Consider the following 15,795-nt stretch of genomic DNA (forward strand, 5'->3'; position numbering starts at 1 on the left):
TTTTTTATGTTTATTTTAATCTCGCAAAGACGCAGAGTCGCAAAGTTTTTTATTCATTTTATGTCATTTCGACGAAGGAGAAATCACACTAGAAACTCCCTACTCAAAATCGCCAATCTTTGTCGATTTACGCGTGTGATTTCTCCTTCGTCGAAATGACAAACAGTGCGAATTAAGCAGGAATCTGTTGACTTAAGCAATGTAATGTTCCGAATCCCCAAATGAAATCAATACAACTTATTCCAATTACTTCTCTATCAGGGAAACACTCAGCTAAAATATTTAATGCCACGCGATCGTTGCTGTCGTTAAATGTTGGTACTAAAACGCAGTTATTCAAGATTAAGAAATTAGCATAACTTGCAGGTAATCTTAAATCTTCAAAATCTACACGTTTTGGCATTGGAAGTGCTACAATAACAGGCGATTTTCCGTTTTCTAATTTTGCATTTTGAAGACGTTTCAAATTATCCTGTAAAGGTTTGTAATTTGAATCGTTTTTATCTGTTTCTACAATAATTGCAATTGTATCTTCATTTACAAATCGGCATAAATCATCGATATGACCATGAGTATCATCACCTTCGATTCCATCACCCAGCCAAATTACATTCGTAACACCTAAATATTCTTTAAAAACAACTTCGTAATCCTCTTTTGTAAAACCTTGATTTCTCACCTGAATCGTAGGATGCATTAAGCATTCCTCAGAAGTAAGTAAAGTACCTTTTCCGTTTACATCTATTGCTCCGCCTTCTACGATTACTGGTTTGCCTTTGTACATAACCTGAGTTAAAGGCACATCAATAAAATCAGCTACTATGCCTGGAACGAACTTATCCAATTGATAATTTTTGTATTTCGCCCAACCATTAAAATTAAAATTTAACGCTTCTCGTTTTGAACCATTTTTTACAATAATCGGCCCAGAATCGCGCATCCAGCTTCTGTTAGTTTTATGAATGATAAAAGAAACATTTTTAATGTTTACACGAGCTCTTTCAAGCATATCAGCCACTTTTTCTTTTAATTTCTCGTCGGCAACAACCAAAAAAACAGTTTCAAATGTTGCTACTTTTTTTATAAATTCTACAAAAGCCCACTGAACAGCTTCATATTTTCCTGGCCAGTCATTACCATTATGCGGAAAACATAATACAATTCCTTGTTGTTTTTCCCATTCTGCTGGAAATCTTCTATTATTTGTTGACATAAAAAGGTTCTATTTTGAAAGAGTACAAAGATAAACATTCGTTAGGATTTTAAAACATTTGAATAGAAATGATCTGAGATTTAATAATTATTGCCTTCTAAAAATTAAGTTAAAGATTAAATAATGAAGGCTTAATATACTGCCGAGATCAGCTAATTACATTTGGCGAAACTAAAAAACTAACAAATGAAAAAATTAAGTATCACATTATTAGCAGCATTAGCTCTTATGACAAGCTGTAATAACGATGAAAACTCAAAAAATGAAGAAAACGAAGTTGTTGCAAATGAAAACCCAGCAACTTTTAAAGAAATCGGCTCAATTACAATTGGCGGAGAGGCTGCTGCCGAAATTTCTGCTTACTGCGAAAAAACAAAAAAGCTTTTTACAGTAAATAACAGCGGAACAAATCAAATTGATGTGATTGATTTGTCAGACCCAACTAAGCCTGCAAAAATTGGAAAAATTGATTTAACACCATATGAAGGTGCATCAAACAGTGTTTCTATTTATGATGGAAAACTTGCCGTTGCTTTAGAATCAACGACAAATAAACAAGGAAACGGAAAAGTTGTAATTTTTAATACAAGTGATTATAGCTTAATAAAACAAGTTACTGTTGGCGCATTGCCGGACATGATTACATTTTCGCCAGATGGAAAGTTTATTATGACTGCAAATGAAGGTGAACCAAATACAGATTATTCTCAAGATCCTAACGGAACAATCTCAATTATTGACACTAATACGTATACTGTTACAACTCTTGATTTCAGTTCATTCAGCAGTCAAGCTGCAGCATTAGCTAAAGATGGATTTAGAATTTCTAAGTTTGCTAAGAGTTTTGCTCAGGATATTGAACCAGAATACATTACTATTTCTGATGATTCGAAAACGGCATGGGTAACTCTTCAAGAAAATAATGGTGTTGCAAAGGTAGATTTAACTTCAAAAACTATTACAGCAATTTATCCTTTAGGCTTAAAAGATTATAATACTGTAGAAAACGCTATTGATGTAAGTGACAGTGATGATAAAATTGCTTTCAATCCATGGAAAGTAAAAGGAATGTTTATGCCAGATGCAATAAGTCATTTTTCTGCTAATAATGTTCCTTATTTCGTAACTGCAAATGAAGGCGATGCAAGAGAATATACTGCATATACAGATATTAAGCGTATGAAAAGCATGAAACTTGATGCAACCGTTTTTCCAGATGCAGCGACCTTAAAACTTGATGCTAATCTGGGTCGATTAAATCTTGTTACTGACATGGGAGATACTGACGGAGACGGCGATTTAGATCAAATGGTAAGTTTTGGTGCTCGTTCTTTTTCTATCTGGAATGGAAATACTGGAAAAATTGTTTACGACAGCAAAAATGATGTAGATAAAAAAACAAACGAATTTGGAACTTATGATGATAAACGAAGCGATGACAAAGGATCTGAGCCTGAAGCTGTAGTTGTGGCTAAAATGGGAAATCAGAACATTTTATTCGTTGGACTTGAAAGATCTGATGCTTTCATGACTTATGATGTAACAAATCCTTCTTCTCCGCAATATTTGCAAACGGTAAAAACTGGAGATGCTCCAGAAGGACTTTTATTTATACCAGCTTCAAAAAGTCCTAATAAAAGAAGTTTAGTAGTCGTAAGCAGCGAAGGCGATGGAACCCTAAAGATCTATCAACCAGATCTTAAGTAGTTCATTTTAATAAAATTATTGAGAGGGTAAAATTAATATTTTGCCCTCTTTTTTTATCAAAAACTGAGTTTTTATTAACTAATTTACATAATTAAATGCCAAAATATGGGAATTATGTAAGACCCAATAGAACACAATCTAAAACATGAAGCATAATTTTGTCAGGAGTTTAATAATAAAAACAACTAAATTTTTGATATCATGAAAAAGAAATTAGCTTCCTTATCACTTTTATTCTTAGCATTTGCTGCAAGTGCACAAAATATGGCTACGACTTCTGTGCGGTCAACTGTCGATCAACCTGCTTATAACAAATGGTCTATTGAACTTAACGGCGGTGTTAACAAACCAACACGAACAATGACTTCTGGTTATTCTACATCAACTTTAAATCCGTTTCATGCTGATTTAGGCGTTAGATATATGTTTAATCCAAAATTTGGTGTTAAACTGGATGTTGGATACGATCAGTTTACAGAACGTGACAATACTCCAAATTTTGAAAGCAGATATGTTAGAACAAGTTTACAAGGTGTTGTAAATATTGGACGAGCTTTAAATTTTGAAACGTGGACAAATACTATCGGAATCTTAGCTCATGGTGGATTTGGTGTTTCGCAAATAAGCACTGAAACTGGTTTTGGCGGTCAAGATTATATGGCGCACGGAATTGTTGGTTTAACGGGACAAATTAAAGTAAGCAACAGAGTGGCTTTGACTGGTGATCTTACCGGAATTGTTAATGGAAGACAAAACTGGAACTTTGACGGAATGGGGAACACTACAACTGGTTCTTTTGATGGTGTTTTACTAAATGCTTCTGTAGGTTTGACGTTTTATTTAGGTAAAAATGAAAAACATGCGGACTGGGTAAGCGAAGAAGATCGATACGGAAAATTGGAGAAAAGAGTTGACTTGATAGAGAGCGGTCTTTTAGACACGGACAAAGATGGTGTTGCTGATTTGTACGATTTAGAACCAAATTCTATTGCAGGTGTTGCTGTTAACACAAAAGGGCAATCAATTGATACAAATCAAAATGGGGTGCCTGATGAAATGGAAAGTTACTTAGACAAAACTTACGAAAAGAAAGGCAACGGAACTGCAACTAACAACACTGTTGAAGAATTAATTAACGGTGGTTATGTAAATGTTTACTTTGACTTTAATTCGTCTAAACCTACAAACGCTTCATTATCTGGTGTTGATTTCTTAGTTAAATATCTAAAAAACAATCCTGGAAAATCTGCAGATATTATTGGTTATGCTGATGAAATTGGAAACACAAGCTACAATCAATCGCTGTCTCAAAAAAGAGCTGAAGCTGTTAAAAAAGTAGTTGTAAATGCGGGAATTGATGCTTCAAGACTTAATGTAATTGGTAATGGAGAAGACACTTCTGTAAACAAAAAATCAAAAGAAGCTCGTCAAATCGTGAGAAGAGTTACTTTCCAAGTGAAGTAATACATATAAAGCTAAAAACAAGAAAAGGAGCTGTTTCATTTTTGAAACAGCTCCTTTTATGTTATAAATAGATAAATTTTAAAAAAAAGATTTTATTGTTTATCTAAAGCTACATTTATTAGGTTTAAAAAAGATGTCACTCTGCTGGAGCTTTATACTGTAACCATTCATTCTTTGCCATTAATATTTCGCTTCTTAGAAGCAAAAAGGGCAAAATAATATTACTTTGCCCTTTTTTATATTTATGATAAATCTAATTATCTATCTATTGCTCTTTTTGTAATATCTCCGAAAGCATCAATTCTTCTATCTCTAAAGAATGGCCAGTTTTGACGAACATTTTCTTGTAAATCTAGATCAACTTCTGCAATTAGAATTTCTTCTTGATCGTGAGAAGCTTGTGCTAAAATTTCACCTTGCGGGCCAGCAATGAATGATGCTCCCCAAAATTGAATTCCTTCCGTTCCTTCAATGTACTTTTCAAGACCAATTCTATTTGCTGCTGCAACAAAAACACCATTTGCTACTGCGTGACCTTTCATTACATTCATCCAAGCGCCATATTGATTTTCACCATATTGCTCTTTTTCTTTTGGATGCCACCCAATTGCCGTAGGATAAAATAAAACTTCTGCTCCTTTTAAAGCTGTAATACGCGCTGCTTCTGGATACCATTGATCCCAACAAATTAAAGTTCCTACAGTTCCTTTTTTAGTTTCGATTGCTTGAAAACCTAAGTCTCCAGGTGTAAAGTAGAATTTTTCATAGAAATGCGGATCGTCTGGAATGTGCATTTTACGATATAAACCAGCCTCTGTACCGTCAGTATCAATAATATAAGCGCTATTGTGGTAAATACCTGCCATTCTCTTTTCGAAGAAAGGAACAATAATTACTACTCCTAATTCTTTTGCCAATTCGCTGAAAGCAATAAACGAAGTACTGTAAAGCGGTTCTGCTAGTGCAAAATTGTCTACATCTTCGCTTTGGCAGAAATAATGACTGCTATATAATTCTGGAAGTAAAATAACTTCTGCTCCTTTTCCGGCAGCATCTCTTACCCAGCTGATACATTTTTTAAGATTATTTTCGGCTACGTCATTCAAGTTTAATTGAATAACCGCTATTTTATACTTTCTTTTCGGCATGACATAAAATTTAGAGTGCAAAAATAGTAAATTTTAGAGGAATGGCAAACTAAGCGTAATAGGCATCCCCAGAAAACTACAATCAAACATTTAAACAAAGATCTGTTTTAGAAAGTTTATTTTAAACGAAAACCATTTTACAATTCTCTATTTATATTTTGAATAAAACAGATATTTGCAAAATGGTCTTCCAACCTATTTCTCTTATAAGAAACTACTCAATAACCACTTTTTTAGTCAAGAATTCAGTTTCAGATTTTTTGAATTTAATTTCAAAAGTTCCTTTTTCAGCTGATTTAAATTTATAAACCGTTTTCTTAGGATCTGGAACTTGTTGCGTACAAAGTCCTGATGGGTACTTAACATCTATTTGAAGACCTTTTACTTCACCAATTTTAGTCTCAGAAATTTTTACAAATTCACCGCAAGCATTATCCACAAGATAAGTTACATCATAACTTAGTTCGTCATTTACTTTTCCTGTTTCTGGACCTTTAATTTCTGTTGCAAATGCTGCTTTTATGTTTTCAGGTGCTGTTGCTTTATCATCATCGTTGCTGCATGAAACAAATGCTGTTGTTAAAAATAATACTACTAATGCTGATGTTAATCTAATACTTTTCATATAAAATAATAATTAATTGTTAATTACTATGAAGATGTATCAAAATTGAGATGGTTGCTTTTAGAGAATGTTAAAAAAAACAATAAGCAAATAAACACTTAACAATCAGTGATTTATTTTTAATAATAATTTTAAAAAATAACTATATTTTCTATTAAAAACCAAAATATTTCGAATAGCCCCGGTAGAAACGGCATCCTTTTTCTTGCTTCTTTAGCAAGAAAAAGATAAAGTGGATAACGGGACAAATGGTCTTAAAAAAACGCTTAGAACTGCTCCAAAAAAAAACATCAGCCTCTCGACTGATGTTTCTTATAATGAGTAATACTTCTGCTATTTTTTCTTTTTAAAGATCAATTTAAAAAGATTAACAAAACCTAAAACGACAAGTCCCAGGGCTAATCCAATTACAAATTCTTTTATAATTGATGGAATATTAATCGTTTCTGATAAGTGGTGAAAATATGGGATATAGTGCACAAAGATACCTCCAGCAACTAATAATAAAGCTATTGTACCTATTACCGTTAAACTTTTGATTACTAATGGAAGTCCTTTCACTAAGAGATTTCCAATGAATTTAGAGATACTTTTTTCTCCTTTGCTAAATTTGATAAGCTTATACCCTGCTTCATCCATTCTAACAATTAGGGCAACAATACCATAAACTCCAATTGTTGCTACCAAAGCAATGATTGAGGTTACAGCTATCTGTTGTGAAATTGGTTTTCCTATAACTGTTCCCAGCGCAATAATTACGATTTCGACGGATAGAATAAAATCGGTTACAATTGCTGATTTTATTTTACCTTTTTCGGCTTCTAAAATCTGTTCTTCTGTAAAAGTTTCTTCCGTAATTCCTTCAGATTCTTCATGACTATGAGGAAAAATAAACTCGTAAATCTTTTCTGCACCTTCATAAGCTAAGAAAAGCCCGCCTAGAACAAGAATTACAATGATTGCAATAGGAAAAAATGCACTTAACAAAAATGCAATTGGTAAAATGATAATTTTGTTAAGTAATGAACCTTTACTGATTGCCCATAATACAGGAAGTTCTCTTGAGGAAGCAAATCCTGATGCTTTTTCTGCATTTACTGCTAAATCATCGCCTAAAATTCCTGCTGTTTTCTTTGCTGCAACTTTACTCATTACGGCTACATCATCCATAATTGCTGCAATATCGTCTAGTAATACGAAAAAACCTGATGCCATTATATTTGTTTTTGTTTAAATTTAGTTGTGCGAATCTAAGACTTTTTATGCTAATCTTAATGCTGTAAAATCACAATTAATTCCTAACTGCACTGTCCTAACAGCACCCAAATAATGATAAAAATAAATACGGTGCTAAAACAGCCGCATCCTAGTTTCTTAGCTCCATAACCCGCAATTAATCCTCTAACTATATTATTCATATTTGTCTTTTTTAAACTACTGTAAATTTGAGAATTAAAGATCAGATTGGTTTACATTACTTAAAAAAAAAGTTTTATTATTTTATGGACATAAAAAAAACACCAGCATTTCTGCTGGTGTTTTTCTGGTGAGTAAAAAGGCGCACAGCAGTGCGTCTCTACCTTATTTTCTAGTACTAAATTATTTTACTTCATGGGTTTGGTTTCTAAAAACCAATTTTCCATCAAAAGCATCGATTAAAATAATACTGTCTGTTGTAATATTGTTTGCCAAAATTTCTTTTGACAATTGGTTCAGTACTTCTCTCTGAACGATACGTTTTACCGGTCTTGCTCCAAACTGAGGATCATATCCTTTTTCAGATAAGTAAGCAACAGCCTCTGGTGTGGCGTCCATTGTGATACCTTGCAGGGCAAGCATTTTTGTAACACTCTTAAGCTGCAGACTTACAATTTTCGAAATATTATCTACCGTTAATGGCGTAAATAACACAATTTCATCAATACGGTTTATAAATTCCGGACGAACGGTTTGCTTCAATAAGCCTAAAACTTCAACTTTTGCAGCCTCAGTAGTATCTTCAATACTTCCTTTTAGATTCTCAAACTTTTCTTGTATAATCTGACTTCCCATATTAGAAGTCATAATAATAATTGTGTTTTTAAAATCGGCTAGACGACCTTTATTATCCGTTAATCGGCCTTCATCTAAAACTTGCAATAAAATATTGAAAGTATCTGGATGTGCCTTTTCTATCTCATCTAATAAAACTACTGAATATGGTTTTCTACGAACAGCTTCTGTTAACTGCCCGCCTTCATCATAACCTACATATCCTGGAGGTGCACCAACCAAACGGCTCACACTGTGACGTTCTTGGTACTCGCTCATATCGATACGAGTCATAGCGTTTTCATCGTCAAAAAGATATTCTGCCAATGCTTTTGCGAGTTCTGTTTTACCGACACCAGTTGTTCCTAAAAATAAGAATGTACCAACTGGTTTTTTCAAATCTTGCAAACCTGCACGGCTTCTTCGAACAGCATCACTCACCGCTTCTATCGCTTCTTCTTGTCCTACAACACGTTTGTGCAGCTCGTCTTCAAGATGTAATAATTTTTCTCTTTCAGTTTGAAGCATTTTCATTACAGGAATTCCTGTCCATTTTGCTACCACTTCGGCAATATCTTCTCTGGTTACTTCTTCTTTAATTAAAGAAGTTCCTGATTGAAATTCTTGCAGTTGTTTTTGCAGTGCTTCAAGACGTTCTTGAGCTTCTTTTATTTTTCCGTAACGTATTTCAGCCACTTTTCCATAATCACCATCACGTTCTGCACGTTCTGCTTCATATTTAAAATCTTCAATTTCTAATTTTACAGCCTGAATTCCGTCAACTATATCTTTTTCAGATTTCCATCTTGCATAGATTTCGTTACGTTCTTCTTTTAAATTTGCCAAATCCATGCGAAGGATTTTCAACTTGCTTTCTTCTTTCTCACGTTTTATCGCTTCGATTTCGATTTCGAGCTGCATAATTTTACGATCCAAAACATCTAATTCCTCAGGTTTTGAATTGATTTCCATACGCAGTTTTGAAGCCGCTTCGTCCATTAAGTCAATCGCTTTATCTGGTAAGAAACGGTTAGTAATATAACGCTGCGAAAGTTCAACAGCCGCAATAATAGCTTCGTCTTTAATTTGAACTTTATGATGCGTTTCGTACTTTTCTTTAATACCACGTAAAATTGAAACTGCACTTTCGGTATCTGGCTCATCAATTAATACCTTTTGGAAACGTCTTTCTAAAGCTTTATCTTTCTCAAAATACTTTTGATATTCATCTAAAGTAGTTGCTCCAATAGCTCTCAATTCACCACGAGCCAAAGCTGGTTTCAGGATATTAGCCGCATCCATTGCGCCTTCTCCTCCACCCGCGCCTACAAGTGTGTGAATCTCATCGATAAATAAAACGATATCACCTTCGGCAGACGTAACTTCTTTTACTACCGATTTCAAACGCTCTTCAAATTCTCCTTTAAACTTAGCTCCTGCAATCAAAGCTCCCATATCCAATGAGAAAACGATTTTATCTTTTAAATTTTCAGGAACGTCTCCATCTACAATTCTGTGCGCTAAACCTTCGGCAATGGCAGTTTTACCAACCCCAGGTTCTCCAATCAACATTGGATTATTTTTTGTTCTACGAGTTAGAATTTGCAATACACGTCGAATTTCTTCGTCACGTCCAATAACAGGATCTAATTTTCCTGTACGAGCTAATTCGTTTAAGTTTTTTGCGTATTTATTTAATGAATTATAAGTTTCTTCGGCAGATGCAGATGTTACTCTTTCACCTTTACGAAGTTCTTCGATAGCAGCTTTTAAGCCTTTTCCCGTAACACCTTGATCTTTTAATATTTGTGAAACTTTGCTTTTTGAGTCGAAAATAGCTAAAATTAAATGCTCAATCGAAACATACTCGTCGTTCATTTTTTGTGCTATAATTTCGGCTTCATTCAAAGCTTTATTTGCGTCTCTAGAAAGCAGAATATCGCCTCCTGAAACTTTTGGGAAACTCTGTATTGTACTGTCTAATATTTGTAAAAACAACGGCACATTTACATTGAGTTTTTTCAAAATAAACGGTGCAACATTTTCATCTACTTCAAAAATAGCTTTAAAAATGTGTTCGTTTTCTATTTGCTGCTGACCATTTCGTTGTGCCAACTGTTGTGACAGCTGAATGGCTTCCTGCGATTTAATTGTAAATTTGTTTATGTTCATATTTTTTCGATTTGATTGATTTATTTGCCTGATTTTCAATAGGATTAAAGTTACAATTTATTAAGCTACATTTTTAACTCAAATAATTTAACTTTGCATTTTAACAAACAAATTATATTCCATAGTAATAAAACAGACAAAACGGCATTAAAAATAGTAAAAACACCAATTTCAAATGTCAAAAAGTCATAAAATAAGCCAAATATGAGTTTTTTTAATTCAATCTTCGGAAGTTCAGAGAACTCAGAAGCTTCAAAAAGTAAAATAAACTGGACAGAATTAACAGATATTCTTCAATTAATGGAGATCGAAGCTATCTCAAATGAAAAACCAGTAGTTATTTTTAAGCATAGCACAAGATGCAGTATCAGCCGTATGGCTTTGAAACAATTTGAAAAAGAATTTGATCTTGAAAATGTAGTAGATGCATATTTTCTTGATCTAATTGCGCATCGTGATATTTCAAATGAAATTGCCAGCAGATTTGGTGTTTATCACGAATCTCCACAATTGATTTTAATCAAAAACGGAAAAGCAGTTTACGATGTTTCGCACAGCGATATTGATGCTGAAGCTTTGAAAAGTAAAGTATAAGTTTATGTGAAATGTTTTTTTGTAAAAAGTGAAATGTGAGAAGCAAACTTATTGTTACATCTCACATTTCACTTTTTACATTTAACAAATAACGCAATTAAAAGCTTCCTCCCGATCCTCCGCCGCTAAATCCGCCTCCGCCAAAATCCATAGGAGAATCTGTTTTTACTTCTGGTTTCATACCAAATGTTGAAGCAACAATTAAAGCTTCTGCATTTAAAATTGCATTGGAATTATTAATTCTGTCTGGTTTAAAAGTTAAACCTTCTTCTTTGTTTTTTAAATTTTGAATAGAAAAATAAGCTATCACAAACATCACTAATCCGCCAAACGTTAATGCCACTTCGATTGGTAAAACAGAATAATAGAATCGTATAGTAAAAATTGAAAAACCAATTGCTGCCAAACTAATCCAAAGCATGATTCTGTCTCTTGTTCTTAAAGCTTGAATCAAATAAACAACTGGTACTATAAAAGTAAAGGCATAAAAGAAAAAAGCAAACGGAATGTCCTGACCTGGAAGAACATCTACTCCTAAAAGCTCAAAAGAAAGCTCTCTTACCACTAAATAATTACAAGAAAGATAAAATAGAATCAAACAAAAACTATTCGCTAATAATAATCCATTGTAATAGTACCATCCTGTTAAACTTTTAATTCTGTTTTTTGTAAAGAGATAAAACCCTGCTGACGCTAACATTGCAACAAAAGGCAAGATTGTTTTTCCTATATCGCCAATTTCAAACATTCCGAAGAATAAAACTGCAGAAGAAGCGAGACAAAAAACAAGCATCGATAATAAGTGCAAGTATCTTCTGTATGTAAGGAAAGAGGTAATAGCAACAAAAACGGCAATAATAATTTCGTATCCTTCTGTAGTAATTGCGATTGCAAAGCCTATATTTAAAAGGATTCCCAAAATAAAAGCATCATCTAAACCATGCCTGTAATATTTTTGATTGGCCAAAAATTCAGCACCTATAATACCAACTCCTGCAAAAAGATAACAGCAAATTTTAAAATAGAAATCTTCACCGCTGAGCCCAATTAATGAAATGGCGCCGCAAATAGATAAATATAAAAATGACCCCAATAAAAAGAACCCCAATCGAACCAAAATATTATTTTGACTTCTAAAGGAAGGTAATGCATTCTTAATTATTTTTGTTTGTTCTTTGCTTATAAAACCACCATTTTGCAAAGTTTCAGCTTCTTCGACTAAAGCTAAATTATTCAATAGATTTTTATCGTGTAGTATCATTCGGCAATTTTTTTATGGAAGTTCTTAATCAGTTTTATAAATAACACAATCGAACCAATAAAGTATGCCGGCAAAAGGAAAATAAAAAGCTCCCAAATGTCTGAGAAATCTATGTGTTCAAAAATTCTAAACAAGACAATATTTAGTCCGATATAAGCATAAATAATCATAAAAACATACAATGACATTGCTTTCAAATCATGACTGACTTTATAAAAATAATAAGATGAAGCCGCCAAAATACAGGCAAAAATCATCCAGAAAAGCTCGTGATTAATCAAATTACTTATTGAAGCAATTGCTATAATATGCAAAGCAAATGTTTGAAAGATTATGGAAAAATGAGTTTTTAAATTGATTCTAAAACTATAAATCGTCCAGAGAATAAGCAAAACTCCGAGCATAATTGCCGAATAACTTAAGTTTTGATTGTTATAGAAATTATTATTCTCATTAAAAATATCCTGCGGTGTTACCGAAAGCCCAACATAAGCCGCTAAACCTGTAACAGCAATCGTTAAAACGCTTTTATTATCAAAATAATAGGCACAAACAAAGCTGACAATCGTTGGTACTAAAGTTGCTAAACCATAATGCGCTCCAAAAGGTTTATATTGAAACTGAAGATATCCAATAAAAATACATGTCAAAATATTAGCCAATAAAACCAAATATTCTAAAACAGGATTATCAAAAGCAGTTTCTGTTTTTTGAAAGCCTTTTGAATTTTTAAAACAATAATAAAAACAGCCAACAATAATCACAAGTAATATCGACAAAAGAGCGATATGCCCAATAGTATCAATATTATTATAGATTAAGATTCCAATTCCCGACGTAAAAAGTAATACTGAAAAATAAAGCAATAGTTTTAATTCAGCATTTAGAGAAAATATATTTAAGCTTCTATACTTGTTAATCTCTTGAAACTGATTTTCAGTAATTAGATTTTTCTCATAAAGACCTTGAGTTGCCTGTTCATCAAATTGCGTCATATTTTTAATTTAAAAATGATCAATTCTCAAATGTAAAGAATTAGGTCGAAATTTCTTAAATTCTTAAGAATATATTTCACAACATAAAAAAACCGATTTGCATAATTTACAAATCGGTTCTATAATACTTAAAAAGAAGAGCTATTAAAAGGCCGCTTTCATTTTATCTTTAATAGCATCAAGACATAAATTATTGATACTGCCTTCATGTGTGTGTTTTGTTTCTTTGGGAGATTTATACGTTCCTGCTTCTAATTGTTCAGCAACGGCTTTGTAAGCATCTCTAAACGGCATTCCTTCTACAACCATTTCGTTTAAAGTATCAACTGTAAACAAATAATCGTATTTTTTATCTTCTAAAATATGATCTTTAACCGTAATATCTTTAATTGAAAATATAGCAATATCCAAACAAGATTTTAAAGTTTGAATCGCCGGAAATAAACCTTCTTTTAAAAGCTGTAAATCTCTGTGATAACCGCTTGGAAGATTATTGGTGATCAAAGTGATTTCGTATGGAAGTGCTTGAATCTTATTGCATTTTCCTCTAATCAATTCGAAAACATCTGGATTCTTTTTGTGAGGCATAATACTTGAACCTGTTGTAAGATGAGCTGGAAGACCAATAAAATCAAAGTTCTGGCTCATATACAAACATACGTCCATCGCAAATTTTGATAATGTTCCTGCAACGCTTGTCATCGCAAAAGCAACTGTTTTCTCTGCTTTTCCACGGCTCATTTGCGCTGCAACGGCGTTGTATTTTAGGGTTTCAAAACCTAATTCTTTTGTGGTAAATGTTCTGTTGATTGGGAATGAACTTCCGTAACCTGCAGCAGAACCTAACGGATTCTGATCTACAATTTTAGACGCTGCGTTCAACATTGTAATATCATCAATTAAACTCTCTGCGTAAGCAGAAAACCACATTCCGAATGACGATGGCATCGCGATTTGTAAATGCGTGTATCCTGGCAATAAAACGTTTTGGTGTTTTTCTGCCGATTCCATCAACAAATCAAACAATGTTTTTACTTGATCTTTTATTGCTTTTAATTCGTCTTTTAAATACAAATGAACATCAACCAAAACCTGATCGTTACGAGAACGTGCCGTATGGATTTTTTTTCCTGCATCTCCCAATTTTACTGTTAGAAGATATTCGATTTTAGAATGCACGTCTTCGAAACTATCCTCGATTTCGAAATTTCCAACTACGATATCAGCGATGATTTCGTTTAATGCATCAACTAAAGAAGTTGTTTCTTCAGCAGTTAATAGACCAATTTGCCCAAGCATTTTGGCATGTGCGATTGAACCTAAAGCATCGTATTTTGCTAAAACTAAATCCAATTCTCGGTCGTTTCCAACTGTGAATTGTTCAATTTGTTTATCTGTTGGTATTCCTTTTTCCCAAAGTTTCATAGGTACTATTTTTAGAAACCCGACAGGTTTTAAAAACCTGTCGGGTTTAATTTCGTTTCGATTATAATTTAAAGAAATCAGTTAGTATTTTGATGTACAAATCGACTCCTTCTTCAATTTCATTTACAAAAATAAATTCGTCTGCTGAATGCGAACGCAATGTTTCTCCTGGTCCTAATTTTAAAGACTGACAACTTAAAACCGATTGATCTGAAAGTGTTGGCGAACCGTAAGTTGTTCTTCCTAATGCGATTCCTGCTTGAACCAAACCGTGCGAAACCGGAATAGAAGAAGCATTTAAGTGCATTGATCTTGGCGTTACTTCTGCGTTTACATTTGCTTTTACAACTTCCAAAATTTCAGCATTTGTATAACGATCTGTTACTCGAATATCTACAACTAAATCACATTCTGAAGGCACAACATTATGCTGTTTTCCAGCATTAATCTGTGTTACGGTCATTTTTACGGGACCTAAAACGTCTGAGATTTTGTCGAATTTATAGTTTTTAAACCATTCCATTACTGGAATTGATTTGTATAATGCATTATCGTCGTTTTGGTGTGCGGCGTGGCTTGCGGTTCCTTTTACTTTTACGTCAAGAACTAATAAACCTTTTTCGGCAACTGCTAATTGCATTAAAGTTGGTTCTCCAACAATCGCACAATCTAATTCTGGTAAATGCTTTAAAACGCTGTTTAAACCATTTTTTCCACTGCTTTCTTCTTCGGCGGAAGCTACAATTACAATATTGTGAGAAAGGTTTTGATTTTCGTAAAAATGTACAAATGTTGCTAATAATGAAACTAAACATCCACCTGCGTCATTACTTCCTAAACCAAATAATTTACCGTCTTTTTCGATCGCTTTAAAAGGATCATTGGTGTACGCCTGATTTGGTCTTACTGTATCGTGATGTGAGTTTAGTAAAAGTGTTGGTTTGTTTTCGTCGAAATATTTGTTGAAAGCCCACACATTATTGTTTTCTCTCTTGAAAGGAATTTCATTCTGATTGAACCAATTTTCGATTAATAGAGCCGTTTGATCTTCTTCGCTTGAAAATGAAGGGGTTTCGATTAGGCTTTTTAATAAACTAATTGCTTCCTGGGTAAGCGTATCTATACTTTTCATAAGTTTGGTTTCTTTGCCATGATCCCGA

12 protein-coding genes are annotated in these 15,795 nt (G+C 33.3%); 3 read left to right on the plus strand and 9 right to left on the minus strand.

Translation table 11 applies throughout. The annotated features are described in order from the left end of the window. Positions 1 to 172: 172 nt before the first annotated feature. A complete protein-coding gene (locus tag ACHRVL_RS10315) occupies positions 173 to 1,213 on the minus strand; it encodes an agmatine/peptidylarginine deiminase (RefSeq protein ID WP_395412434.1) in 1,041 nt (346 codons plus the stop codon). Between the two features lie 186 nt (positions 1,214 to 1,399). On the opposite strand from ACHRVL_RS10315, the gene ACHRVL_RS10320 reads away from it, so the two are divergent. Together ACHRVL_RS10320 and ACHRVL_RS10325 are read left to right on the plus strand one after the other, a co-directional pair. After that, positions 1,400 to 2,920, plus strand: a complete 1,521-nt coding sequence (locus ACHRVL_RS10320; protein WP_395412437.1) for a choice-of-anchor I family protein — start codon at positions 1,400 to 1,402, stop codon at positions 2,918 to 2,920. Between the two features lie 201 nt (positions 2,921 to 3,121). Next, a complete protein-coding gene (locus ACHRVL_RS10325) occupies positions 3,122 to 4,384 on the plus strand; it encodes an OmpA family protein (protein WP_395412439.1) in 1,263 nt (420 codons plus the stop codon). Positions 4,385 to 4,641: 257 nt separating this feature from the next. Here the strand turns inward: ACHRVL_RS10325 and ACHRVL_RS10330 are convergent, their stop codons facing one another. From ACHRVL_RS10330 to clpB, 4 genes are all read right to left on the minus strand, one after another. Next, a complete protein-coding gene (locus ACHRVL_RS10330; protein ID WP_089055803.1) occupies positions 4,642 to 5,532 on the minus strand; it encodes a carbon-nitrogen hydrolase in 891 nt (296 codons plus the stop codon). Positions 5,533 to 5,746: 214 nt separating this feature from the next. Next, positions 5,747 to 6,157, minus strand: coding sequence for a hypothetical protein (locus ACHRVL_RS10335; protein WP_395412442.1), 411 nt, complete (start codon positions 6,155 to 6,157; stop codon positions 5,747 to 5,749). A 333-nt stretch (positions 6,158 to 6,490) separates the two neighbouring features. After that, positions 6,491 to 7,372 (minus strand): DUF808 domain-containing protein, encoded by an 882-nt coding sequence (locus ACHRVL_RS10340; RefSeq protein ID WP_129053774.1) that lies wholly within the window; start codon positions 7,370 to 7,372, stop codon positions 6,491 to 6,493. A 384-nt stretch (positions 7,373 to 7,756) separates the two neighbouring features. Then, positions 7,757 to 10,360, minus strand: a complete 2,604-nt coding sequence (gene clpB, locus ACHRVL_RS10345; RefSeq protein ID WP_089055806.1) for an ATP-dependent chaperone ClpB — start codon at positions 10,358 to 10,360, stop codon at positions 7,757 to 7,759. 204 nt (positions 10,361 to 10,564) lie between these two features. Between clpB and ytxJ the strand changes: the two genes are divergently transcribed. Further along, positions 10,565 to 10,954 carry a bacillithiol system redox-active protein YtxJ gene (gene ytxJ, locus ACHRVL_RS10350; RefSeq protein ID WP_395412446.1) on the plus strand — a complete coding sequence of 130 codons (390 nt, stop codon included), beginning with the start codon at positions 10,565 to 10,567 and terminating at the stop codon, positions 10,952 to 10,954. Between the two features lie 97 nt (positions 10,955 to 11,051). Here ytxJ and ACHRVL_RS10355 read toward each other — a convergent pair whose 3' ends face one another. The 4 genes from ACHRVL_RS10355 to ACHRVL_RS10370 form a co-directional block, all read right to left on the minus strand. Then, positions 11,052 to 12,215: a hypothetical protein gene (locus ACHRVL_RS10355; protein ID WP_395412449.1), complete on the minus strand. Its 1,164-nt coding sequence runs from the start codon at positions 12,213 to 12,215 to the stop codon at positions 11,052 to 11,054. Then, positions 12,212 to 13,210 (minus strand): DUF2157 domain-containing protein, encoded by a 999-nt coding sequence (locus tag ACHRVL_RS10360; protein WP_395412450.1) that lies wholly within the window; start codon positions 13,208 to 13,210, stop codon positions 12,212 to 12,214. The genes ACHRVL_RS10355 and ACHRVL_RS10360 overlap by 4 nt, the downstream gene beginning before the upstream one ends. Before the next feature lie 144 nt (positions 13,211 to 13,354). After that, entirely contained in the window at positions 13,355 to 14,635 is a 1,281-nt protein-coding gene (gene argH, locus ACHRVL_RS10365; protein ID WP_395412453.1) for an argininosuccinate lyase, read from the minus strand. Between the two features lie 61 nt (positions 14,636 to 14,696). Beyond that, on the minus strand, positions 14,697 to 15,767 hold the full coding sequence (locus ACHRVL_RS10370; RefSeq protein ID WP_395412455.1) for a M20 family metallo-hydrolase: 1,071 nt from the start codon (positions 15,765 to 15,767) through the stop codon (positions 14,697 to 14,699). Positions 15,768 to 15,795: the final 28 nt, after the last annotated feature.

The sequence above is a fragment of the Flavobacterium sp. FlaQc-28 genome, assembly GCF_044007415.1.
Taxonomy (GTDB): domain Bacteria; phylum Bacteroidota; class Bacteroidia; order Flavobacteriales; family Flavobacteriaceae; genus Flavobacterium.

What these genes read in the sequence shown, in the direction of transcription:
- ACHRVL_RS10315 (WP_395412434.1), bottom strand. Translation starts at nt 1,213, where the DNA reads ATGTCAACAAATAATAGAAGATTTCCAGCAGAATGGGAAAAACAACAA.
- ACHRVL_RS10320 (WP_395412437.1), top strand. Translation starts at nt 1,400, where the DNA reads ATGAAAAAATTAAGTATCACATTATTAGCAGCATTAGCTCTTATGACA.
- ACHRVL_RS10325 (WP_395412439.1), top strand. Translation starts at nt 3,122, where the DNA reads ATGAAAAAGAAATTAGCTTCCTTATCACTTTTATTCTTAGCATTTGCT.
- ACHRVL_RS10330 (WP_089055803.1), bottom strand. Translation starts at nt 5,532, where the DNA reads ATGCCGAAAAGAAAGTATAAAATAGCGGTTATTCAATTAAACTTGAAT.
- ACHRVL_RS10335 (WP_395412442.1), bottom strand. Translation starts at nt 6,157, where the DNA reads ATGAAAAGTATTAGATTAACATCAGCATTAGTAGTATTATTTTTAACA.
- ACHRVL_RS10340 (WP_129053774.1), bottom strand. Translation starts at nt 7,372, where the DNA reads ATGGCATCAGGTTTTTTCGTATTACTAGACGATATTGCAGCAATTATG.
- clpB (WP_089055806.1), bottom strand. Translation starts at nt 10,360, where the DNA reads ATGAACATAAACAAATTTACAATTAAATCGCAGGAAGCCATTCAGCTG.
- ytxJ (WP_395412446.1), top strand. Translation starts at nt 10,565, where the DNA reads ATGAGTTTTTTTAATTCAATCTTCGGAAGTTCAGAGAACTCAGAAGCT.
- ACHRVL_RS10355 (WP_395412449.1), bottom strand. Translation starts at nt 12,215, where the DNA reads ATGATACTACACGATAAAAATCTATTGAATAATTTAGCTTTAGTCGAA.
- ACHRVL_RS10360 (WP_395412450.1), bottom strand. Translation starts at nt 13,210, where the DNA reads ATGACGCAATTTGATGAACAGGCAACTCAAGGTCTTTATGAGAAAAAT.
- argH (WP_395412453.1), bottom strand. Translation starts at nt 14,635, where the DNA reads ATGAAACTTTGGGAAAAAGGAATACCAACAGATAAACAAATTGAACAA.
- ACHRVL_RS10370 (WP_395412455.1), bottom strand. Translation starts at nt 15,767, where the DNA reads ATGAAAAGTATAGATACGCTTACCCAGGAAGCAATTAGTTTATTAAAA.